This is a genomic window from Mycobacterium sp. PO1 (genome assembly GCF_017312405.1).
In the GTDB taxonomy this organism is placed as follows: Bacteria; Actinomycetota; Actinomycetes; order Mycobacteriales; family Mycobacteriaceae; genus Mycobacterium.
Genome location: NZ_BLTG01000096.1, coordinates 98731 through 119002 on the forward strand (window position 1 = coordinate 98731; position 20272 = coordinate 119002).

General features: G+C 68.5%; 19 protein-coding genes. 9 read left to right on the plus strand and 10 right to left on the minus strand.

Going from position 1 to position 20272, the window contains the following annotated elements:
• Window positions 1-111 precede the first annotated feature (111 nt).
• Complete coding sequence (locus J3476_RS24890) at window positions 112-1983, plus strand: heavy metal translocating P-type ATPase (RefSeq protein WP_286183695.1); 1872 nt, start codon at window positions 112-114, stop codon at window positions 1981-1983.
• Between the two features lie 4 nt (window positions 1984-1987).
• Here J3476_RS24890 and J3476_RS24895 read toward each other — a convergent pair whose 3' ends face one another.
• Together J3476_RS24895 and J3476_RS24900 are read right to left on the minus strand one after the other, a co-directional pair.
• Complete coding sequence (locus tag J3476_RS24895; protein WP_207068976.1) at window positions 1988-2206, minus strand: zinc transporter Slc39a7; 219 nt, start codon at window positions 2204-2206, stop codon at window positions 1988-1990.
• A 26-nt stretch (window positions 2207-2232) separates the two neighbouring features.
• On the minus strand, window positions 2233-2592 hold the full coding sequence (locus J3476_RS24900; protein WP_207068977.1) for a metalloregulator ArsR/SmtB family transcription factor: 360 nt from the start codon (window positions 2590-2592) through the stop codon (window positions 2233-2235).
• A gap of 167 nt (window positions 2593-2759) precedes the next feature.
• Here J3476_RS24900 and J3476_RS24905 point away from each other — a divergent pair, with 167 nt between their 5' ends.
• Window positions 2760-5024 (plus strand): SpoIIE family protein phosphatase, encoded by a 2265-nt coding sequence (locus J3476_RS24905; RefSeq protein WP_207068978.1) that lies wholly within the window; start codon window positions 2760-2762, stop codon window positions 5022-5024.
• A 49-nt stretch (window positions 5025-5073) separates the two neighbouring features.
• Here the strand turns inward: J3476_RS24905 and J3476_RS24910 are convergent, their stop codons facing one another.
• The 5 genes from J3476_RS24910 to J3476_RS24930 are packed head-to-tail and all read right to left on the minus strand — an operon-like array spanning window position 5074 to window position 7941.
• Window positions 5074-5751: an energy-coupling factor ABC transporter permease gene (locus J3476_RS24910; protein WP_207068979.1), complete on the minus strand. Its 678-nt coding sequence runs from the start codon at window positions 5749-5751 to the stop codon at window positions 5074-5076.
• A gap of 18 nt (window positions 5752-5769) precedes the next feature.
• The gene (locus J3476_RS24915) at window positions 5770-6078 is read right to left on the minus strand and encodes a nitrile hydratase accessory protein (protein WP_207068980.1); all 309 of its coding nucleotides are present in this window, start codon (window positions 6076-6078) and stop codon (window positions 5770-5772) included.
• Window positions 6075-6692: a nitrile hydratase subunit alpha gene (gene nthA / locus J3476_RS24920; protein WP_207068981.1), complete on the minus strand. Its 618-nt coding sequence runs from the start codon at window positions 6690-6692 to the stop codon at window positions 6075-6077. The genes J3476_RS24915 and nthA overlap by 4 nt, the downstream gene beginning before the upstream one ends.
• Window positions 6689-7420 carry a nitrile hydratase subunit beta gene (gene nthB / locus J3476_RS24925; protein ID WP_207068982.1) on the minus strand — a complete coding sequence of 244 codons (732 nt, stop codon included), beginning with the start codon at window positions 7418-7420 and terminating at the stop codon, window positions 6689-6691. The genes nthA and nthB overlap by 4 nt, the downstream gene beginning before the upstream one ends.
• Window positions 7417-7941 carry a DUF1097 domain-containing protein gene (locus J3476_RS24930; RefSeq protein ID WP_207068983.1) on the minus strand — a complete coding sequence of 175 codons (525 nt, stop codon included), beginning with the start codon at window positions 7939-7941 and terminating at the stop codon, window positions 7417-7419. Before J3476_RS24930 ends, nthB begins: the two co-directional genes overlap by 4 nt.
• Window positions 7942-8186: 245 nt before the next feature.
• Here J3476_RS24930 and J3476_RS24935 point away from each other — a divergent pair, with 245 nt between their 5' ends.
• Window positions 8187-9182 carry a GlxA family transcriptional regulator gene (locus tag J3476_RS24935; RefSeq protein WP_207068984.1) on the plus strand — a complete coding sequence of 332 codons (996 nt, stop codon included), beginning with the start codon at window positions 8187-8189 and terminating at the stop codon, window positions 9180-9182.
• Here the strand turns inward: J3476_RS24935 and J3476_RS24940 are convergent.
• On the minus strand, window positions 9132-10211 hold the full coding sequence (locus J3476_RS24940) for a GlxA family transcriptional regulator (RefSeq protein ID WP_207068985.1): 1080 nt from the start codon (window positions 10209-10211) through the stop codon (window positions 9132-9134). The genes J3476_RS24935 and J3476_RS24940 overlap by 51 nt on opposite strands.
• Window positions 10212-10456: 245 nt before the next feature.
• The gene (locus J3476_RS24945; protein ID WP_286183689.1) at window positions 10457-12904 is read right to left on the minus strand and encodes a heavy metal translocating P-type ATPase; all 2448 of its coding nucleotides are present in this window, start codon (window positions 12902-12904) and stop codon (window positions 10457-10459) included.
• Between the two features lie 139 nt (window positions 12905-13043).
• On the opposite strand from J3476_RS24945, the gene J3476_RS24950 reads away from it, so the two are divergent.
• The 4 genes from J3476_RS24950 (at window position 13044) to J3476_RS24965 (ending at window position 16910) form a co-directional block, all read left to right on the plus strand.
• Window positions 13044-13757, plus strand: a complete 714-nt coding sequence (locus J3476_RS24950) for a VIT family protein (RefSeq protein ID WP_207068986.1) — start codon at window positions 13044-13046, stop codon at window positions 13755-13757.
• 107 nt (window positions 13758-13864) lie between these two features.
• Complete coding sequence (locus J3476_RS24955) at window positions 13865-14866, plus strand: tripartite tricarboxylate transporter substrate binding protein (RefSeq protein ID WP_207068987.1); 1002 nt, start codon at window positions 13865-13867, stop codon at window positions 14864-14866.
• A complete protein-coding gene (locus J3476_RS24960) occupies window positions 14863-15375 on the plus strand; it encodes a tripartite tricarboxylate transporter TctB family protein (protein ID WP_207068988.1) in 513 nt (170 codons plus the stop codon). Before J3476_RS24955 ends, J3476_RS24960 begins: the two co-directional genes overlap by 4 nt.
• Window positions 15375-16910 (plus strand): tripartite tricarboxylate transporter permease, encoded by a 1536-nt coding sequence (locus J3476_RS24965; protein WP_207068989.1) that lies wholly within the window; start codon window positions 15375-15377, stop codon window positions 16908-16910. The genes J3476_RS24960 and J3476_RS24965 overlap by 1 nt, the downstream gene beginning before the upstream one ends.
• A gap of 1 nt (window position 16911) precedes the next feature.
• Here the strand turns inward: J3476_RS24965 and J3476_RS24970 are convergent, their stop codons facing one another.
• A complete protein-coding gene (locus J3476_RS24970; RefSeq protein ID WP_286183697.1) occupies window positions 16912-17877 on the minus strand; it encodes a tripartite tricarboxylate transporter substrate binding protein in 966 nt (321 codons plus the stop codon).
• Window positions 17878-17972: 95 nt separating this feature from the next.
• On the opposite strand from J3476_RS24970, the gene J3476_RS24975 reads away from it, so the two are divergent.
• Complete coding sequence (locus J3476_RS24975; RefSeq protein ID WP_207068990.1) at window positions 17973-19586, plus strand: ATP-binding protein; 1614 nt, start codon at window positions 17973-17975, stop codon at window positions 19584-19586.
• Window positions 19579-20244, plus strand: coding sequence for a response regulator (locus J3476_RS24980; RefSeq protein ID WP_207068991.1), 666 nt, complete (start codon window positions 19579-19581; stop codon window positions 20242-20244). The genes J3476_RS24975 and J3476_RS24980 overlap by 8 nt, the downstream gene beginning before the upstream one ends.
• Window positions 20245-20272 lie beyond the last annotated feature (28 nt).

The window sequence follows — 20272 nt, forward strand, 5'->3', positions numbered from 1 at the left end:
TTACATATGTAGAGTTCTACATGTATATAGGTCTACGTGAGTATCGAAGTTCGGTCGCCTGCGACCGACCGCGAGAACGCCCGCCACCACACCTCGCCACGACGACGTGCCGTGGCGGCGGCGTGGGCGGTCTCCTCGGTGCGCTGGGCGGCGCTGTCAGTGGGTCTGTTCGTCGCGGGTGCCGCGATGCAGGTTCTCGATGGGCCGCAGTGGCTTTGGTGGGCGCTGTATCTGACGTGCTACGCCGCCGGGGGGTGGGCACCGGCACGGGAAGGCCTACTCGCTCTGCGCGACAAGACGCTCGACGTCGACCTGCTGATGGTGCTCGCGGCAGTCGGGGCGGCCGCCATCGGCCAGGTCTTCGACGGCGCATTGCTGATCATCATCTTCGCCACCTCCGGCGCCCTGGAGGACGTGGCGACCACACGCACCCAGGACTCGGTCAACGGCCTGCTGGAACTGTCCCCTCAGGAGGCGGTGGTGCTGGATGAGTCCGGCACAGAGCGGACGGTCGCGGCCCGGCAGGTTCAGATCGGCGACGTGGTCGTGGTGCGACCCGGTGAGCGGGTGTCCGCCGACGGCGTGGTCGTCGAGGGCACCTCGGAGGTCGACCAGTCCACCATCACCGGCGAACCCCTCCCCGCAGTCAAGACCGTCGGCGACGAAACTTTCGCCGGCACCGTCAACGGATCAGGGGCACTGCGGATTCGGGCTACCCGCGATCCCTCGGAGACCGTGGTGGCGCGCATCGTGGCGATGGTCGCCGAGGCCTCGGCGACCAAAGCCAAGACCCAGTTGTTCATCGAGACCATCGAGCAGCGCTACTCGGCGGTGGTGGTCGTCGCAACGGTGGCGTTGTTCGCGATTCCGCTCGCTGCCGGCGCTGACCTGCAGTCCACTCTGCTGCGCGCGATGACATTCATGATCGTGGCATCCCCGTGCGCGGTGGTGCTGTCGACGATGCCGCCGATGCTGTCGGCCATCGCCAACGCCGGACGCCACGGCGTACTGATCAAATCGGCTCTGGCGCTGGAACGTCTGGCCGGAACCGACCTCATCGCACTGGACAAGACGGGCACCTTGACCACCGGCGCCCCGGAGGTCACCGGGGTCGTCACCCTCGCCGCCGACATGACCGAAGACGCCGTCCTCGCACTGGCGGCCGCGGCCGAGAGTGGAAGTGAGCATCCCCTCGGGCGCGCGGTGGTGGCCGAGGCCCGCGCCCGCGGGCTGCGGATAGCGTCGGCTCGAGGGTTCCAGGCCCTGCCCGGCCGCGGCGTCCGGGCCGACATCGACGGTGGTGTCGTCGAAGTCGTCAGCCCCGGGGAACTGCGTCCCGACGCGGTGTCGCGGACCGAGGCCGACGGCGGCACCGCGGTCCTCGTACTGCACGACGGACATCCCGTCGGGGTATTGCAGATCCGCGATCACCTCCGCGCCGAGGCCGTCGAGGCGGTCCGCGCGATGACTGCGCTCACCAAGGCGTCGCCGGTTCTGCTCACCGGCGACAATCGCACGGCGGCAGAGCTTCTCGCCAACCGTGTCGGCATCGCCGATGTACGCGCCGAGTTGTTGCCCGAGCAGAAGGTCGACGTCGTCGACGAGTTGCGCGACCGCGGTCATCACGTCCTGGTCGCCGGGGACGGGGTCAACGACGCCCCGGCCATGGCGGCTGCACACACGTCGGTGGCGATGGGCCGCTCCGGTGCCGATCTCACGCTCGACACCGCCGACGCCGTGACCGTGCGCGACGACTTGGCCACGATCGCCACGGTGGTGGCGCTGGCCCGCCGCGCCCGACGCGTCGTCGTGGCCAACCTCGTCATCGCCGCCGGCATCATCGTCGTGCTGGTCACCTGGGATCTCGTCGGCCACTTGCCGCTGCCGTTGGGCGTGGCAGGCCACGAGGGCTCGACGATCCTCGTCGCGCTCAACGGGCTGAGGCTGCTGAGTGGACGGGCCTGGCGGCGCGCCTCGCGGTGACCGCTCAGGCGTGCGCGTGGGAATGGTCCCCGGTCACGCCACTGTCGTGCACGTGCCGATGGCTGTGCTCGGTGCCGTCGTGCACGTGGCTGTGCTCGTGTTCGACGTGCTCATGGTCGTGGCCCACGTGGGCGTGGGTGTGGCTGGTGGAGCCGTGCGCGTGCTCGTGGGTGTGGACCCCATCGGCCCGGCGACCGCTTGTATCGATGTTGCCTTCGCTCATGTCTGATTCCCTTCGGTCGGCCGGGTTCACGCCGAACCCGGTAACGGTTTCACCGCTCTGTCCTGCTGGTGGTGTCCGGGCACTCCCGGACCGGCATGCTCGGCGTTGAACACCGCATCGAGGACGAGTTGACGGACGTGGTCGTTCTCCAGTCGGTAGAACACCGACGTGCCTTCGCGGCGCGTGCGGACCAGTCGCGCCATCCGCAGCTTCGCCAGATGCTGCGAGATGGACGGCGCCGGCTTGCCGACGTGGTCGGCGAGGTCGTTGACCGACCGCTCGCTGGACACCAGCGCCCACAGGATCTGGATTCGGGTCGGGTCAGCGAGCATGCGAAACACCTCGACGATCAGCACCGCCTGTTCTTCGGGCAGCCCCCCTTCCATTTCCCTATTATCTGCATTCATACGCAGATAGTAGCAGCGCCGTCCGGTGTCGGACCGTCTGGTTAGCATGGCGAATGTCGCGATTTGTCCGACGAGTTGGCGAAGGATCCTCACCAGACACATGCGTATGCAGGTGAATCAGCTCTCCCCGGAGAGGGCGATGCCCGATGGCACCTGAGGCGTCCGGCGCCACGAACTCGCCCGGCGAGGGCCTTCTCCCGCCCGGCACGCCGATCGACCTGGACAATTGCGCCCGCGAGCCGATCCACATTCCGGGCAGCATCCAACCCCGCGGAGTGCTCGCGGTCGTCGACGAGCACGACTTCACGGTGCGCCACGTCAGCGCGAACGTCGCCGACCTGCTGGACCGCGCTGTCGACGCGGTTCTCGGACGCCACCTCTCCAGCCTGATCGGTGCCGACCAGGCCGCGATCCTCGAGCAGGCGAGCGCGAACTTCGGCGACCTGCGTCAACGCAACCCGGTGGAGTGCGTCATCGACGTCGCGGGTGAGGCCAAGGAGTTCGACGCGATCCTGCACCGGGATCCAGGTGGGCTGCTGGTCGAACTCGAGATCGCCCACGGCGAGCGGCCGTACTCGTTTCCCAACACCTATCAAGCGGTGCGCAGCTCGGTGGAGGACTTGAACCGCGCCAGCACGCTGTCGGAGCTCTACGACACCACCGCCCGCGCGGTGCGCGACCTGACCGGCTTCGACCGCGTCATGGTGTACCGCTACGACGACGACTTCAACGGCGAGGTGGTGGCCGAGTCGAAACGCGCCGACCTGAATTCCTTCCTGGGCCTGCACTATCCGTCCACCGACATCCCCGCCCAGGCGCGCGCGCTGTACGAGAAGAACTGGATCCGGCTCATCTCCGACGTCGACTACACGCCGGCGCCCCTGATGCCGGGGACCGATGCGGCGACCGGAGTTCCGCTGGATCTGACCTATGCCACGCTGCGCAGTGTCTCCCCGATCCACATCGAGTATCTGAAGAACATGGGTGTGCGTGCCTCGATGTCGATTTCGCTGCTGCGCCACGGACGGTTGTGGGGGCTCATCGCGTGCCACCACTATTCGGGCCCGCACCTGCCGCCGTTCGGCAGCCGCGCCGCCGCCGAGTTCCTGGGCTCGACACTGTCGTTGCGGCTGGTCGACCAGTACGAAGAGGACGAGCTGCAGAGGCGGCTGGCCGCGCAGGAGGTCCTGGGCGAGTTGATCGTCGCGACGCTCGACGACGACACCCCGCTGGTCACGACGCTGCTCGACGCGCCGAGCCTGCTCGACCTGGTACCCGCCGATGGCGTCGTCGTCGAACTCGAGGGGCAGACCGTGGCACGCGGCATGGTGCCCGCACAGGACACGGTCAAGGACGTCGTCGGGTGGGCGCGCATCGGGCACGACGAGATCGCCGCCACCGACCGGCTGGCCCACGAGCTGCCCGACGTGGACCTGGATCCGGCCGTGGCCGCCGGCACGCTGGTGCTCAACCTGCCCGACGGTCAGTACGTCGCCTGGTTCCGGCGTGAGGTGCTGCGGTCGGTGGATTGGGGCGGGGACCCCCACAACAAGGCCATCGCGGTCGCCGAAGGTGACGAGGTACGGCTGAGCCCCCGCAAGTCGTTCGAGCGGTGGCGTGAGATCGTGCGCCGCCGCGGTGAACCCTGGACGCCCAGCGAGACGGAGTCCGCGGCGGCGCTGCGCAGGCATCTGGTTGAGTCGTTGTATCGGCGGACGCGGGGCGCGCTCCGGGTGGCTGAGGTCATGCATCGCAGCCTGATGCCGCAGTCGATTCCCACGCTCGAGAACTGGCAGCTGTCAGCGCAGTACGAGCCCGCCGCCGGTGGGCGTGTCGGCGGCGACTGGTACGACGCGTTCGAACTCCCCGACGGCCGGCTGGTCATGCTGCTCGGCGACGTCGCCGGCCACGGCATCACGGTAGCCGGAACCATGGCCCAGCTGCGGAACGCATTGCGCGCGCAGCTGTTCACCGGCGCGACGCCGGCGGAGGCGCTGCACCAGCTCAACGCGTTCTGCCTGCACATGCTGCCCGGGGTGTTCGCCACGGTGATCGTGGCGCGCGTCGACCTGGACACCGGTGACGTGGAGGCCGCGTCCGCCGGTCACCTGATGCCGTACCTGACCAGCTCCGGGCAGGCGTGGCAGGCGTCGATCCGGTTGTCGCCACCCATCGGTGCGCGCGGGGCGACCTACCGGCTCAGCACATTCGGCATCGAACACGGTCACGGTCTGGTGATGTTCTCCGACGGTCTGGTCGAGCGGCGCGGCGAGGCGATCGACGACGGAATCGACCGGTTGGCTCGAGTTCTCGGCCGGCTCGGGGAAACCCCGGCGGCGCTGATCTGGGACAGCACCCGCACCGACGACAGCGACGACGACATCACCATCATCACGCTGCAACGCCGCTGACGGCCGCCTCCCCGCACAACGGGGAGACGGCCGTGGCGTCCGATCGCGGTCAGGCGGGGTTGAACAGCCTCGGCTCCAGCCACGCACCGGTCCTGGCTTGCCGCAACGCTTTCGCGCCGGCCAAGACGGCCAGGTCGGCCAACGGTTCGAGCGCGATCACGGTCAGGTAGGCCACCCCGAAGGTGGCGATGCTGGCGAGGGTCGCCATCGAGAAACCCTCACCGTAGAGCGCCCAGAACGTCACCCACGACACGATGCCGGCCTGATAGGTCGTCGACATCGCCAGCACCTGGCGGTATTTCAGGTCGACGTAGGCGGTGTCCGGTGCGACGGTCCGCTGCGCGACATACTGCAGGGCGAACAGCGGGACCAGCAGCGTGGTGACATTCATGCCGTACTGCGGCAGGTCGAAAGGCGCGACCAGGACACCCTGCAGCAGCAGGCCGGTGGCAAGCCCGAACGCCGCCGGAGCCGCGCCGAACACCAGGAACAAGGTGGAGCCCAGGATCAGGTGCACCTCGGACACCCCGACCGGGAAGTGCGGGAAGACCTGGAAGAAGACCAGCGTCAGCGCCGTCGTCGCGAAGGCGCCGAACAGCAGTGACGCTGCGCCCCGTTCCTTGACGTGCTTCCACGCCGCGGTCACAGCATAGGCGCCGGCACCACCGGCGGTGAGGTAACTTAGAACGATCTTGGAACCTTCGACGATTCCGGGTTCGATGTGCATCGCTGTTCCTTTGTGTGATCAGTGGTCGTGCTCGGCTGCGGCATGGCCGCCGTCGTCGACGGCGACCGGGAGATGAAGGATTCCATGTTGGTCGACAACGGATTCCAGCGCGGCGACCCAGTGGTCGTAGTACTCCCACTCGCCACGGGTGTCGCCGGGGGCTTGTTCCCAGGCCCCGATCGTGTCGATCAGGCTCTGCTGGAACTCACTCCACGGATAGTGCCCGAACTCGGACAGCGCCAACGCCAGACCGAATGCCCGCCGCTGCCACTCGTGGTCGAACTGGGGTGCCGCCTGATCGGTGGTGCAGGTGCTGTGCAGTTTCATGCCTGCCCCGCCAACGCGACGCCCATCATCGACTCGGTGGTCACGAGATCCATCAGCTGCTCGGCGCTGAAATCCTCGGTGCCCGAGGGCCTTTCCGGAATGACGAACCAGCGGGAGTGACCGCTGGAATCCCAGACCTTGATCTCGGTGTCCTCGGGCAACTCGACACCGATCTCGGCGAGCACGGTGCGCGGCTCGCGCGCGGCGCGGGCGCGGAACACCGGGTCTTTGTACCAGTAGGGCGGCAGGCCGAGCACGGGCCATGGGAAGCACGAGCACAGTGTGCAGATGACCAGGTTGTGCACACCGGGGCCGTTGGCGACCGCCTGCAGGTGTTCACCCTCGGCACCCGCCATTCCCTCGGGCAGTTCCAGTTCGGCGATCGCCGCGGGCGTGTCGCCGACGACGCGCGCGGCGAAGTCCGGGTCGGTCCACGCCTTCACGACGATCTTCTTCCCGTTGAGCGGTGTCATCTCGGATTCGAAGTAGGCCAGCACCTTGTCGACGGTGGCGCTGGTGATCACTCCCTTCTCGATCAGCAGGCGCTCCAACGCGGATACCTTGTCGGCGCTGGCCTGTTCGCGGTCGGAGGGATAGGCAAACTGATCGGTCACTGGATCTCCTCGGCGGGTTGAAGGTAGGCCTCGAACAACTCGGCGTACAGGGTGTTGGCCCCGGGCTCGGCACGAACACCCCACAGTTCCCCGGGAGTGAATTCGACGATGTAGATCGGCATGGGATCGCCGATGCCGTCGCCGGTGTGCACGAAATAGCCGTAATCGCCTTCGAAGATGCGTGTCACCGTGCCGATCCGGTCCCGCAGGTAGCCCGGCAGCCGGGTGTGGTCGCCGGCCGGGACGTCGGCGATGCGTACGGCATCGCCGACCGCGAACTTCGGGTGCGCGGTGTCGCGACGAGGGCTGTCGCCGCGGCGCAGGTAGTCGATCACCTGATCGTCGATGGCGGTGTCACCGCCCTCGGCCGACCAGGGCTCCCCGGCCCTGGCCGCGATCTCGTCCTCGGTGACGTAACCGTTGTCGATGAAGAACTGGGTGATCCCACCGAGCCACTTCTCGTAGTAACGGAACTTGAAGTAGTCGAACGGGTTCATGCCTTCCGCGCCCGTGCGCAAACTCGCCCATGTCCATTCGTCCCGGAACGCGGTGGGCACGTCGGCGATCGGGTATTCGGGCAACGCCGATCCCAGATGGTTACTCAGACCCATCATCGCGACGTGGATGCCGAAGATCCGTTTCTCCCAGTCCTCGACGAAGACCCGCTTCTCGAGGTTCAGCGGTTCGGGAAGGCCCTCCAGGCCGCCCAGGTAATGCTGCAACTTCATGCGGTGGCACCTTTCGTGTCGGGGCGCTGCGCCGGCGCCGTCTTGGTCATCACGTTCGCCAGGTATTCCGAGGCCATGCCGAACGTTGCGCCCAGCACGCAGGCGCATGCCGCGACCAGGCCGGGATGGGAGATGCTGGTCTCGTGGACCAGCGCCCCGGTTCCGGCGACCGTGGACACCGTGGAGGCGAAGCCGACCACCACCGCCGGGGTCGTCGACAGCAGACCGACCCAGGACGCCTGGACCATCAGCGCGCTCCCGACGCCCACTGCGATGGCGGTGGCGGTCAGGCTGCCGCCGAGCAGGTATGCGGCGTAGAGGCTGGCCACCGCGATGACGACGCCGACCAGGTTGGACGCCACCGAGCGCACCCAACCCGCCGGGCCGCCGCCGACGAAGAAGAACGATGCCCATGCCAGGAACACCACCCAGATCGGCACCGTGATCACGGTGGCGGTGAACGCCACCGCCACGCCGCCGAGGACGCCGATGCTCAGCGTCAACGCAGATCGCGAATCCATGAAGTTGCACCTCGTTCGGTTGTCTGTCCGGTGTGCCCAACGCCGCGTGTCGACGCTGGATCCGGGAACCACGTTGAGTGGGAGGTGTTTCCGATTGGTGAACGAGGCTTTTCGGTTGCTGACGAGGGTGGACATCTCGTGCGCAGAAGCAGACATCGCAGATCTGGGCCGACCGAGACGGACAGAACAGGCGAAAATCCGGACATCGGCGCGCGCGGCGATGGGGACGCGCCAACCATGATTCAATGTGCCACAACCGCCGCCCGCGCCGCATCGCGGTGCTGGTTTTCGACGGCGTACGCACCCTGGATGTGACCGGTCCGCTGGAGGTTTTCGACGTCGCCCGCACTCTCGGATGTGCGTACCCGGTCGCGTTGTACTCGTGCGGTACGTCGCGCAGCGTCCGATGTTCGTCGGGCCTGTCGTTCGAGACGCTTCCCGCTGCTGAGCTGCCCCCGGAGATCGACACCCTGCTCGTACCCGGTGGCGCGGCTTTCGTCAGCGACGGTGTCCCCCAGGACCTGCAGCAATTGCTCCGCACGCATGCGCCGGCCGCACGGCGGGTGGCCTCGGTCTGCGCCGGAGCCTTCGCACTCGGCGCGGCAGGCCTGCTGGAGGGACGCCGGGCCACCACCCACTGGCGCCACCTCGACAGCTTCGCAGCGCGCCACCCCTCGACCGTCGTGGAGCGGGATTCGGTGTACACCCGCGACGGGGAGCTGTGGACGTCTGCGGGCGTCGCGGCCGGCATCGACCTGGCGCTGGCGCTCGTCGCCGACGACCACGGCTCCGGCGCCGCACAGCAGATCGCCAAGGAATTGGTCATCATGGGCCGGCGAATGGAGGGCCATCCCCAGATTTCGGTGGCCGCACGAACACCCAGACCCCAACACCCCGAGCTGGAACGTCTGATGGCCACCGTGAACGCCGACCCGGCCGGACGTTACGACCTCGACACCGTCGCCGCTCGAGTGGGGTTGAGTGCACGGCATCTCGCCAGAGTCTTCAAAGCCCAGGTCGGCATGTCGCTGCGCGAGTACGTCCACGAGGTCCGGCTGGAGAACGCGGTGGGACTGGTGCTCGCCGGGGAGTCCTTCCATGCGGCGTCTCAGAGAAGCGGCCTGCGCTACGGCGCCCAGGTGCGCGACTACCTCGCCGCGCACTGCGCGCGGCCGGTCGGCGCACGCGAGTCACTGGTCGATTCCGGTGGTGCGGAAGCGGTTCCGGTATACCCCGGGTGAGACCCCCAGATTGCGACGGAAGGTGCGCCGCAACGTGTCCGACGTGCCGAACCCGGCGCGTCGGGCCACCGCGTCCTGGCTGTGGTCGCTGGTCGCCAGCAGCACCTTGGCAGCTTCGAGCCGCGCCTTCTCGACGAAACGGGCCGGTGTCATCCCGACCTGGTCGCGGAACATCCGGACCAGGTGCCGCTCGCTGACCACCGCCCGACCGGCCATGGCGGCCGTCGAATGGTCGCCGCCCGGGTCGGCGACGACAGAGTCCAGGATGTCGCGCAGGCCTCCGGAGACCGGCCGGGCCGCCTCGGCCCAGACGCTGAACTGGGCCTGACCGCCGGGCCGCTGCAGGAACACCACCATCCACCGGGCCACGCGGCGAGCCACGTTCGGGCCGTAGTCACTTTCCACCAGGGCGAGCGCCAGGTCGATACCGGCGGTGATGCCGGCCCCGGTGATGTAGCGGCCGTCCTGGACGAACAGTGAGTCGGGATCCACCTCGACCTGGGGATAGCTGCGGCCCAGCGTCTGGCAGTGTGCCCAGTGTGTGGTGGCCCGGCGCCCGTCGAGCAGTCCCAGCGCAGCGAGTACGAACGACCCCGTGCACACCGAGGCGACCCTGCGCGCTCGCGGGGCCAGCTCGGCCACCATCTTCATCGCGTCCGGGACGCAGTCCGGCGTCGGCTCCTCGGGGATGTCGTGCAGGCCGGGGGTGAAGGTGAAGTCCGCCGGAACCCCACCGGGCACCAGCAGCGTGTCGATCTCGCGGGGCACCTCAGCCAGCGCGACATCGACGTCGAGCTTCGCGTAGGCCGTGGTGCCCACCGGCTGCCCGGTCGGCGAGGCCAGCAGCACCCGGTAGTTCGCCCCGAAGTCGTTGGCGCGGGCGAAGATCTCCAGCGGCGCCGCGACATCCTGCAACGTCACCTTGTTGTAGAGCGCGAAGACGACGGTGCGGGGCCCACTCGCCGTGGCTTCCGCCCATGCATCGTCCGGCGCCACCTCGTCGTGGTCATGCCTGAATTCGTCGGCCATGCGCTTCGAATCGCCCTTTCCTGACCCCCGCCATCTACTGCGGCGTCACGGATCCGGAAAGCGGTCTGCCGGGTGTGCACAGCGCTGGCTGGGCATGAGCACCGCAAGGCCGGGCGGCTCTCCTCCGCTGACGACAACCGAACGGTAACTCAGCGCATACCCACTGTCGCGGGCAAGCCGTTAACAGGATGTTGCGACAGATTCGTCCACGCGGCAATTCATGTCCCCACCCATCTCGTCGACGGTCATGTGCCGTCCTTCGCGGGTCGGCTGGAGGGCAGCGGCACGCCTTGTGTCGGGTCGTCGGGCGAGGTGCTGAGTGGTGACCGAGACCCGGGCACCCTCGTCGGCCCGCCGTCCGCGTCCTGCTGCGAGAGGGTGAAGTAATTCTCTTCTTCTTGCACGAAGTGCAAGCGCAGCAACGTATGCAACCCGTAGAGGCAGGCGAGCAGATCGTCGACTTGGTAGGGCTGGATGCCACCGGCTGCGTCTGCGACCTGGATGTGGGTGCCGATCCGATCGGAGAGCCGGGCGATCTCGACATGCGTGCGACTCATCGTTGCCGTGGCTTCGGCGCTGTGGAGCGGTTCGGCCAGTGCCGGATACAGCTCGTTCTCCTCAGCCCGCTCGTGCGGCAGTATCCGTGCCTCGAGCAAGGCATGGGCCGCTCGCACGGCCTGCAGCGAATCGGCATCGGCGCTGTGGACCAACCGATCTGCAGTGTCGCGGATCGTCTGCACTGCCTGCCGCAACTCGTCGTGCTCGGTGGCGAATCGGTCCAGCAGACGCTCGGTATCCGCCGACACCCGAACCTGAGCGTCCGGACTGCCGCCGAGAGCGCGCAGCGCGTTGAGGATGACCGCCACGTCGATGGCCTCCTGCAGCAGCGCCCCCGGAGCGGGGGCGAGCCAACCCACCGCGGCAATCCCCATCGCCAGCAGAGACAACCCCATGCCGACGCCTGCGCTCTGCACCGCGATGCGACGCGACCAGCGCGCGGTGTCCATGGCATCGGCCAGGCGGTCGAGGCGGTCCGTGGTCAGCACGATGTCGGCCGCCTCGGACGACGCCGTGGCTCCGCGCGCGCCCATCGCCACGCCGACCGTCGCAGCCGCTAAGGCGGGTGCGTCGTTGATGCCGTCGCCGACCATCACAGTCACCGCTCGTTCCCGTTCGGCGCGCACCGCGGCGACCTTGTCGGCCGGTGTCTGCCGGGCGTACACCTCGTCGAGTCCCAGAACGGTGCCCACTTCCCGCGCCGGTTCCGGACGGTCACCGGTGAGCATCACCAGCCGGGTGAACCCGGCCTCACGGAGTCGTCGCATCGTTCGGGGAGCCTGACGCCGTAGCGGATCCCGTAACAAGACCGCACCGACAGGGTCCTGCTCGACGCAAACCCACGCCACCGCAGCGCTGTCCAACCGGGCGCGGTTCAGCGCCCCCTCGGTCCAACCGACGGCGGCGCTGTCACCGGCCGTCTTCCCCACGCTGACCCGCCGGTTGTCGAGGACCGCGCTGACGCCCCAGCCGGGCTCCTCGGTCACGTCGGCGGGCAGGGAAAGCTGCAGGCCGCGGCCGAGCGCTTCGGCCACGATCGCTTCGGCCAGCACGTGCGGCGAAACCTGGTCGACCGATGCGGCCAGACGCAAGACTTCTGCCGCGTCGATACCGGGCGCCGCGACGACGTCGACCACACGCGGCCGGCCCATCGTCAAGGTGCCTGTCTTGTCCATCACCAAAGTCGTTGCGTGACCGAGGTTCTCCAGCGCACCTCCGCTCCGGACCACCACCCCGACCCGTGAGGCCCGGGACAGCCCCGAGACGATGGCCACCGGCGCCGCCAGCAGAAGCGGACACGGGGTGGCGACGACCAACACCGCCACGGCGCGGACCGCCGAGCCGCTGGCCAGCCACGCTGCCCCCGCCACCAGTAGCGTCACGGGTAAGAAATACGCCGCATAGCGGTCGGCCAACCGCACCACCGGTGCGCTCTCCGCACCCGCCTGTTGCGCGAGCCGCACGATGCCGGCATACGTGCTGTCCTCGGCCCGCGCCTCGGCGCGCAGCGCGAACACGCTGCCGGCATTGACCACACCGCTGCGCACGAGGTCACCGACGGATCGGTCCACCTGCAACGGCTCCCCGGTCAGAGCCGACTCGTCCAACACCGCGTCACCCTCGACGACGCGTCCGTCCACCGGGACCACATCACCGGAGGCGACGATGAGGACGTCATCGACGTCGATCTCGGCGACGGTGACCACGCGGACCTCATCGCCGTCACGCAGACGCGCGAAGCGCGGGGCGCGCTGCAGCAACGCGGTGAGGTCACGGGCGGCGCGGCGAGTGGCAGCGGCGTCCAACGCCCGTCCGCTTGCCAGCATCACCGCGATCAGCGCACCGGCGAGGTATTCACCCACGATCAAGGTGCCGGCCAGGGACAGCACCGCAATCAGGTCGACTCCCGCCCGTCGGTCGCGCAGCGCGACGACCACCCACACCACGGCGGGCAGGATGGCGACGATGGTGCCCGCCATCCAGCACCTGTCCGCGACGGCGTGGGCCCCGAGAAGCCGAGCGACACCGCCGACGAGCAGCGCTCCGACCGTGAGCACCACCAAGGCCGGCTCCACCCCGGCGCGCATCCGGTGCAGCGCTCGCCCCACCCCGGCGCGCACACCACTGGTGAACATGGCACAAGTCGATCACCGGCAACCACGGGACACAAGGGTCGTAATACCTCCTGCGGCGGGCGGCACGGCCCGCCGCACGCAGGTTTGGGCAGCCTGCTCTTGCTAGCCGGGCAGGCTCGGCGCTGACTACCGTGACGCCGTGACCACACCGTCCCATCCGGCCGAGCCGCACACCGGCTCCGTGGCCGCCAAACTCAACTGGCTGCGCGCCGGGGTTCTCGGCGCCAACGACGGCATCGTGTCGACCGCAGGCATCGTGGTCGGCGTGGCCGCGGCGACCGCCGAGCGCGGCCCGATCCTGACCGCGGGCATCGCCGGCCTCGCCGCCGGGGCGGTGTCGATGGCGTTGGGCGAATACGTCTCTGTCAGCACCCAGCGCGACACCGAGAAGGCACTACTGAGCAAGGAACGCCGAGAGCTCCGGGAGGACCCCGACGCCGAACTCGACGAGCTGGCCGCGCTCTACGAAGGCAAGGGGCTGACGCGCCGCACCGCGCGCACCGTCGCCGAGGAGCTCACGGCGCGCGACGCCTTCTCCGCGCACGCCGAGATCGAACTCGGCATCACCCCGGGCGAGCTGACGAATCCGTGGCAGGCGGCGCTGTCGTCGGCGCTGGCGTTCACGGTCGGCGCGCTGCTGCCCCTGATCGCCATCCTTGTGCCCCCGACCACGTGGCGGGTCCCCGTCACCGTGGTCGCCGTCCTGGTGGCGTTGGTGATCACCGGAGCCGTGTCCGCGGCCCTGGGTGGCGCCCCGAAGCAGCGGGCCGTACTGCGCAACCTCATCGGCGGTGGGCTGGCGTTGACGATCACCTACGCGATCGGTCATCTGGTGGGGGCCGCAATCGCATGAGTGCTTGACGCGACCACAACGACCACAACCTCCATTACGGCCACAAGAGTGACTTGGGTCACATCAGTGCGTGATGATCTGCACAGAACACACCGAAAGGAACGAAGGTGCAGATCAAAGCAGCGCTGCGCTGGACGGTTGCCCTCCTCTGCGTCGGCGCTCTGGTGGTGGCCGCCGGCATCGACGCCAGCCGAACCGGCGCCGGAGCCAACGCCCGCGCGAAACTCACACTCATCGCGCCGGCCGCTGCCGGCGGCGGCTGGGACCTCGTAGCGCGGGAGTCACAGCAGGCCCTGCGCAGCGACGGGATCGTCAACAACGTGCAGGTGGTCAACGTCCCGGGCGCCGCCGGAACCATCGGCCTGAGCCAACTGTCCCGGCTCGACAGTGACCCCACCACGATGATGGTCACCGGAACCGTGATGCTCGGCGGCATCATCCGCAACGACTCCCCCGTCGACCTGTCCACCATGACGCCGGTGGCGCGCCTCGCCGAGGACTTCGAAGTCATCACCGTGCAGGCGGATTCGCCGTTCCGGACCATCGACGACTTCCTGCAGGCATGGCGGGCCGACCCCGCGGCGCTGCCCATCGGCGGTGGATCCGCCGGCGGCATCGACCACATGGTCGCCGCACAGCTGGCGCTGGCCGCCGGCGTCGATCCGGCCCAGATCCGCTATGCGGCCTACGCCGGTGGGGGCGAGCTCACCATCAACCTGCTCTCCACCGCCCCCGGCACCCCCAGCGTCGGTATCAGCGGCTACAACGACTTTCGCGACCTGCTCATCGAAGGCCGACTCCGCCCGCTGATGGTGGTGGCGCCGCAGCGCCTCGAGGGGCTGGAGGCACCCACCGCCGAGGAGGCCGGTTATCCCGAGGTGGACCTGGTCAACTGGCGCGGTTATGTCGCCCCACCCGGTCTCGACCCGGGCGAACAACAGGAACTCATCGACATCGTCACCGAGATGGTGGCCACCGAGCAGTGGCGCAGCGCCGTCGACCGCAACCGCTGGGACGAATCCTTCCTGACCGGTGACGAGTTCGGCGCCTTCCTGCGCACCGAACAGGAACGGATAGCGACCATTCTTCGAGATCTGGGGCTGGCATGACGATCAACGACCAACGCGACACCGCGCCGGACACCGGCCACACACGCACCTTCTGGTCCGGTAAGAGTGCACTGGTCATGCCCGGCCTGCTGGTCGCACTCGGGTTCCTGCTGATCTTCGGCATCATCGACATGGAACTGGCCGACGACTCGGAGTTGTTCGGGCCCAGATCCTTCCCGGCGATCACCGCCGGTTTCTGCTTCGTGGTCGCGGTACTGCTGGCCGTCAGCATCATCCGCAATCCCGAGGTGCCCGAGGCTGAGCTGTCCAGCAACTGGCGCTCCACCGGCATCACCATCGGAGCCTTCGTGGCCTTCGCGGTGCTGTTGGTGCCGGCCGGCTGGATCATCGCCGGCGCCGCGGTGTTCTGGGGCGTCACCGTCGGCCTGGGCAGCACCCGCTACGTCCCCAATATCTTGATCGGGCTGGCGGCCTCGTCGGTCATGCAAATCATCTTCAGCGGCCTGCTCGGCCTGAGCCTGCCGCCCGGCGTCATGGGAATGTTCTGATGGATGCACTGGTAGGTCTCCTCGGCGGTTTCGGCGATGTCCTGACGCCGACCAATCTGATGTACGTGCTCATCGGGGCGCTGATCGGCACCGCGGTCGGTGTGCTCCCCGGTCTGGGCTCCTCGATGGCGGTGGCGCTGCTGCTGCCCATCACCTTCACCCTGGATCCCCTTGCCGCACTGGTGATGTTCGCCGGCATCTACTTCGGCGGGCTCTTCGGTGACGCGATCGCCGGCATCCTGATGAACACGCCGGGCAACTCGACGGCCATCGCCGGGTCGATCGAGGGACACCGGATGGCGCGGCGGGGACGTGGCGCGCAGGCGCTGGCCACCTCGGCCATCGGCGCGTTCATCGGCGGCATGATCGCCACCGTCCTGGTGGTGTTCTTCGCGCCGGCCCTGGCCGACTGGGCCACCGAGTTCGGCCCCGGAGAATACTTCGCCCTCGCGGTGTTCGCGTTCATCGCCACCTCCGCGGTGGTGTCGGAGTCGGTACTCAAAGGCCTGGCAGCGCTGCTGATCGGGCTCGTGCTGGCGATGATCGGCACCGATCAGGTCAGCGGCTCACAGCGATTCACGTTCGGCAGCGTCGCGCTGTTCGACGGGGTGAGCATCGTCGTCATCACGGTGTCCATGCTCGCGGTGGGCGAGGTCATCTACGTGGCCTCGCGGATCGGGCGTCCCGACGACCGCAGCTTCACCCCGTCGACCGGGCGGCCGTTCCTGTCGCGCGCCGAGTACCGCGACGCGTTGCCGGCGTGGTTGCGCGGCACCGCGATCGGCGTGCCGTTCGGTGTCATCCCCGCCGGGGGCGCCGAGGTCCCGACATTTCTGGCCTACGGTCTGGAGAAACGCCTCGACGGGCGTCGACGCAGGCCGCTGTTCGGCACCGGCGCGATCCGCGGTGTGGCCGCGCCGGAAGCCGCAGGAAACTCGACCGCCGGTACCGCGATGGGTGCGCTGCTGGCGCTGGGTCTGCCGACCTCGGCGACCGCAGCCCTGCTGCTGGCGGCCTTCCAGCAGTACGGCATCCAACCCGGCCCGCTGCTGTTCACCCGCAACGCAGAGTTGGTGTGGGCGCTGCTGGCCAGCCTGATCATCGGCATGGTCGTGCTGCTGGTGCTCAACCTGCCGTTCGCCCCGCTGTGGGCCAAGCTGCTCACCATTCCCAAGGAGTATCTGTACGCCGGCATCGCGATGTTCGCCTGCTTCGGCGTCTATGCGGCCAGTGCGGCGATGATCGACGTGGTGTTCATGCTGATCCTCGGCCTGATCGCGTTCGCGATGCGCCGCTACGGCGTGCCGATCGCACCGGTGCTGATCGCGGTGATCCTGGGCCCGCTGGCCGAGTCGTCGCTGCGTTCGGCGATGAACAACTCGCAGAACAACCCGTTGACGCTGGTGAGCACACCCATCACGATCACGCTGTACACGTTGCTGCTCATCGTCATCGGCGTCAGTGTCTACAACAAGGTGCGGGTCCGCTCCGAGTTGCAGGAGTCCGAGTCCGAGGCCGGCTCCGGGGTCAGGTGAGTCAGATCAGGCCCAGCCGGGTCAAGGTGGTGGAAACGCGGTCGTCCTGCTCGTCGAGGAAGCGTTCGAACTCGGCGCCGGTGACGAACGAGTCGGTCCACCCGTTGTCCCGCAGCGCCTCCTGCCAACGACCGCTGTCGTGCAGCTCGGTCAGCAACCGGATCATCGACTCCCGGGACGATGCCGAGATGCCCGGTGGGGCAAGCACTCCGCGCCAGTTCGCGAAAGTCAGCCCGATGCCGGAAGCCCGCAACGTCGGCGCGTCGATTCCCGGGACCGGCTCATCGCTGGACACCGCGAGCACCCGCAGTTGACCGGCGTCGATCTGGGCGAGGAACTCCCCCGGACTGGAGGTGCTGACGCTGACCTCGTCGCTGAACAGTGCGGCCAACAGGTCTCCGCCGCCGTCGTGGGTGACGTAGTCGACCGACACCGGATCGATTCCGACGGCTTCGGCCAGGCGCATCGCGAACAGATGGTCGGGGCCGCCCGGGGCGGAGCCTCCTCCGATCGTCACCGCGGTCGGGTCCGCCCGCCACGAGGCCACGAAGTCGCCGACCGTGGCGAACGGGGAATCCGTGGGGACGACGATGGCACCGGGATCCTCGATCAGCTTTGCCAGCGCGGTCGCGTCGGACGCCCGGACACCCGTGTCGAATGTGTACGTCGCCCCCACCACACCCAGGCCCATGGTCATCATCAGGTCGTCGTTGCCCACTTCGTTCATCAGGCGCGCCATCGCGACCGCGCCGCTGTCGCCGATGACGTTGAACACCTCCACGCGACCGGTGATGTCCTCGTCCTCCATGATCCTGACGGCAGTGCGCGCCGTGAGGTCGTAGCCGCCGCCGGGACTGTTGGGCACCATCATGCGCAGGCTGTACAGGCCGGGGGTGTTGTCGTCGGCCGCGCCGCACCCACCCGTCAGGGATACCGCCAGCACCACGGTCGCGGTCAGAGCAAGCAGTCTTGTCACATCAGTCCTTGTCGAGGCAGCACGATGCTACGCAATACTGGTCACAAGCGTGAGCTGGGTCACTGACGAGAAGGACGTGTCGCGGGGTGAGTGGACGGTGGTCGGAGGCGGTGCGCACCTTCGGCAGGAGGAGCCTGGCCGGCCAGTTCCTGGCCTTCCAGCTGTTGGTCGTCGTTGTCGTGCTCGGCGCGGTGGCCGTCGTCTCGGTCGCGCAGTCGACCAACGAATTCCGTGACGTGCGCGGAGCGCGGATGCTCGCCACCGCCGAGAACCTCGCCTCCACGCCGGTGGTGCGGGACCGTTACGCCGACCCGTTCGCCGCGCAGGCATTGGCGCCCGAAGTCGACCGTGCGGTCGCGCTGTCCGGCGCCGAATTGGCGGAGATCCTCGGCCCGGACGGCCTGGTACGCGCCTCGTCGGACCCGTCGCGGCTCGGCGAGCGCACGCGGGTGGGGGCGGCCGAGACCGGGCGGGCATGGTTCGGTGACGCCGAGGTGGGCGGCGTTCGTAGCCTGCTGGCCCAGGTTCCGATCCTGGCGTCGGACGGACGGGTGCTGGCGATCGTGTCGGTCAGTGAGCCGTACCCGTCGTGGTGGGCTCTGCTGAGCGGGGCCGGGGAACGGCTGTTGCTCTATCTCGGTCTGGGCGCGGCGCTGGGCATGGTGGCGTCCTGGCTGCTGTCCCGCCGGATCAAACGCCACACCCGCGGGCTGGAGATCGCCGAGATCGCCGGCTTGGCCGACCACCGTGAGGCGTTGCTGCACAGCATTCGCGAGGGTGTGGTCGCGGTCAACAACGACGGCGTCATCACCGTGCTCAACGACAGCGCTCAGGAACTGCTCGGGCTGCCGGACTCGGCGGTCGGCGAGCGCGTCGATTCGGTCGGACTCGAAAGCGCCGTGGTGGACTTCCTGCTCGCCGGCGAGGACGACCGCGACGTCGTGATCGCGACCCGCGCACGGGTGCTTGCCCTCAACCGGCGATCAGCGACCAGCGCAGGCCAGGACATCGGTACCGTGACCACGATGCGTGACAGCACCGAACTCGCTGCCCTGCAGGCTCAGTTGTCCTCGCACAAGAGCGCGACCGACACGCTGCGCGCACAGACCCACGAGTTCTCCAACCAGCTGCACACCATCTCCGGCCTCGTGCAACTCGGCGAGTACGACGCGGTCCGCGCGTTCGTCGACGAGCTCACTCAGCGCCGGGCCGCGATCAATGATGCTGTGACACGGCATATCTCCGACCCCGCGGTCGCCGCCCTGTTGATCGCGAAAACAACGCTGGCCGCCGAGAGCGGGGTGTCGTTGCAGATCGCCGAGGACGCCCACCTGTCACCGCTGGAACCGGGTCTGGCCACCGATGTCATCACCGTGCTGGGCAATCTCGTCGACAATGCCGTGGATGTGTCCGTCGGTTCCGCGCAGCCCACCGTCACCGTGCGGGTTTGCGACACCACGGGGCTGGAGATCTCGGTGTCCGACACCGGGCCCGGCGTTCCGTCGCACCTGCGCGACAGCATCTTCGCCCGCGGCGTCACATCGAAACCGGAGGTCGCCGGCGGGCGGGGCATCGGTCTGGCCCTGGTGCGGATGGTCACCGCTCAGCACGGCGGCTCGGTGGAGGTATCAGACCGGCCGGGCGGTGGTGCGGTGTTCGCAGTGCGGCTGCCGAGGGCCCGGGTGGGCGCGCATGCGTGACGTTCTCGTCGTCGACGACGACTTCATGGTCGCCGAGATCCACCGGCGCTTCGTCGAACGCGTCGACGGTTTCCGTGTCGTCGGGGTGGCCCGCACCGGGCGCGAGGCGCTGGACGCGGTGCGCGATCACCATCCGGAGTTGATCCTGCTGGATGTGTACCTACCGGACATGACCGGATTGGACGTGCTGCAGACTCTGCGCGCCGCCGGTGAGGGTGTCGGGGTCATCATGATCACCGCGGCCCGTGAACTCGACACGGTCAGGGGCGCGCTGCACGGCGGGGCCGCAGACTATCTGACCAAGCCGTTCGAGTTCGCCCAGCTGCAGGCGAAGTTGGCCGCCTACGCGGCGCGCGCCGACGCGCTGGAAGCCGGTCCCGCCGTGGACCAGTCCACCATCGACTCGTTGTTCGGCAGCCCCGGCGCGACGCGGCAGCACGAAGTCCTGCCCAAGGGGCTCAGCGCCGAAACAGGCGAGCTCGTGCTGGCGGCGGCCCGCCGCGTCGGTGAAGTGTCCGCCGCGGAATGCGCTGACATCGTGGGTATTTCACGGGTCAGCGCGCGGCGCTACCTCGAGCATTATCTCAGTGCCGGTGCCCTGCAGTTGCGGCTGCAGTACGGGGTCGGACGGCCGGAGCGACGCTACGCGGCGGTGTGATCGCACCGGGACGCGGGCTCGGGCGATG

Coding starts and splice junctions, on each gene's coding strand:
- nthB (WP_207068982.1), bottom strand. CDS start 7,420: ATGAAGTTGCAGCATTACCTGGGCGGCCTGGAGGGCCTTCCCGAACCG.
- J3476_RS24935 (WP_207068984.1), top strand. CDS start 8,187: ATGTGCCACAACCGCCGCCCGCGCCGCATCGCGGTGCTGGTTTTCGAC.
- J3476_RS24900 (WP_207068977.1), bottom strand. CDS start 2,592: ATGGAAGGGGGGCTGCCCGAAGAACAGGCGGTGCTGATCGTCGAGGTG.
- J3476_RS24905 (WP_207068978.1), top strand. CDS start 2,760: ATGGCACCTGAGGCGTCCGGCGCCACGAACTCGCCCGGCGAGGGCCTT.
- J3476_RS24930 (WP_207068983.1), bottom strand. CDS start 7,941: ATGGATTCGCGATCTGCGTTGACGCTGAGCATCGGCGTCCTCGGCGGC.
- J3476_RS24915 (WP_207068980.1), bottom strand. CDS start 6,078: ATGAAACTGCACAGCACCTGCACCACCGATCAGGCGGCACCCCAGTTC.
- J3476_RS24980 (WP_207068991.1), top strand. CDS start 19,579: ATGCGTGACGTTCTCGTCGTCGACGACGACTTCATGGTCGCCGAGATC.
- J3476_RS24940 (WP_207068985.1), bottom strand. CDS start 10,211: ATGGCCGACGAATTCAGGCATGACCACGACGAGGTGGCGCCGGACGAT.
- J3476_RS24910 (WP_207068979.1), bottom strand. CDS start 5,751: ATGCACATCGAACCCGGAATCGTCGAAGGTTCCAAGATCGTTCTAAGT.
- J3476_RS24960 (WP_207068988.1), top strand. CDS start 14,863: ATGACGATCAACGACCAACGCGACACCGCGCCGGACACCGGCCACACA.
- J3476_RS24895 (WP_207068976.1), bottom strand. CDS start 2,206: ATGAGCGAAGGCAACATCGATACAAGCGGTCGCCGGGCCGATGGGGTC.
- J3476_RS24965 (WP_207068989.1), top strand. CDS start 15,375: ATGGATGCACTGGTAGGTCTCCTCGGCGGTTTCGGCGATGTCCTGACG.
- J3476_RS24945 (WP_286183689.1), bottom strand. CDS start 12,904: ATGTTCACCAGTGGTGTGCGCGCCGGGGTGGGGCGAGCGCTGCACCGG.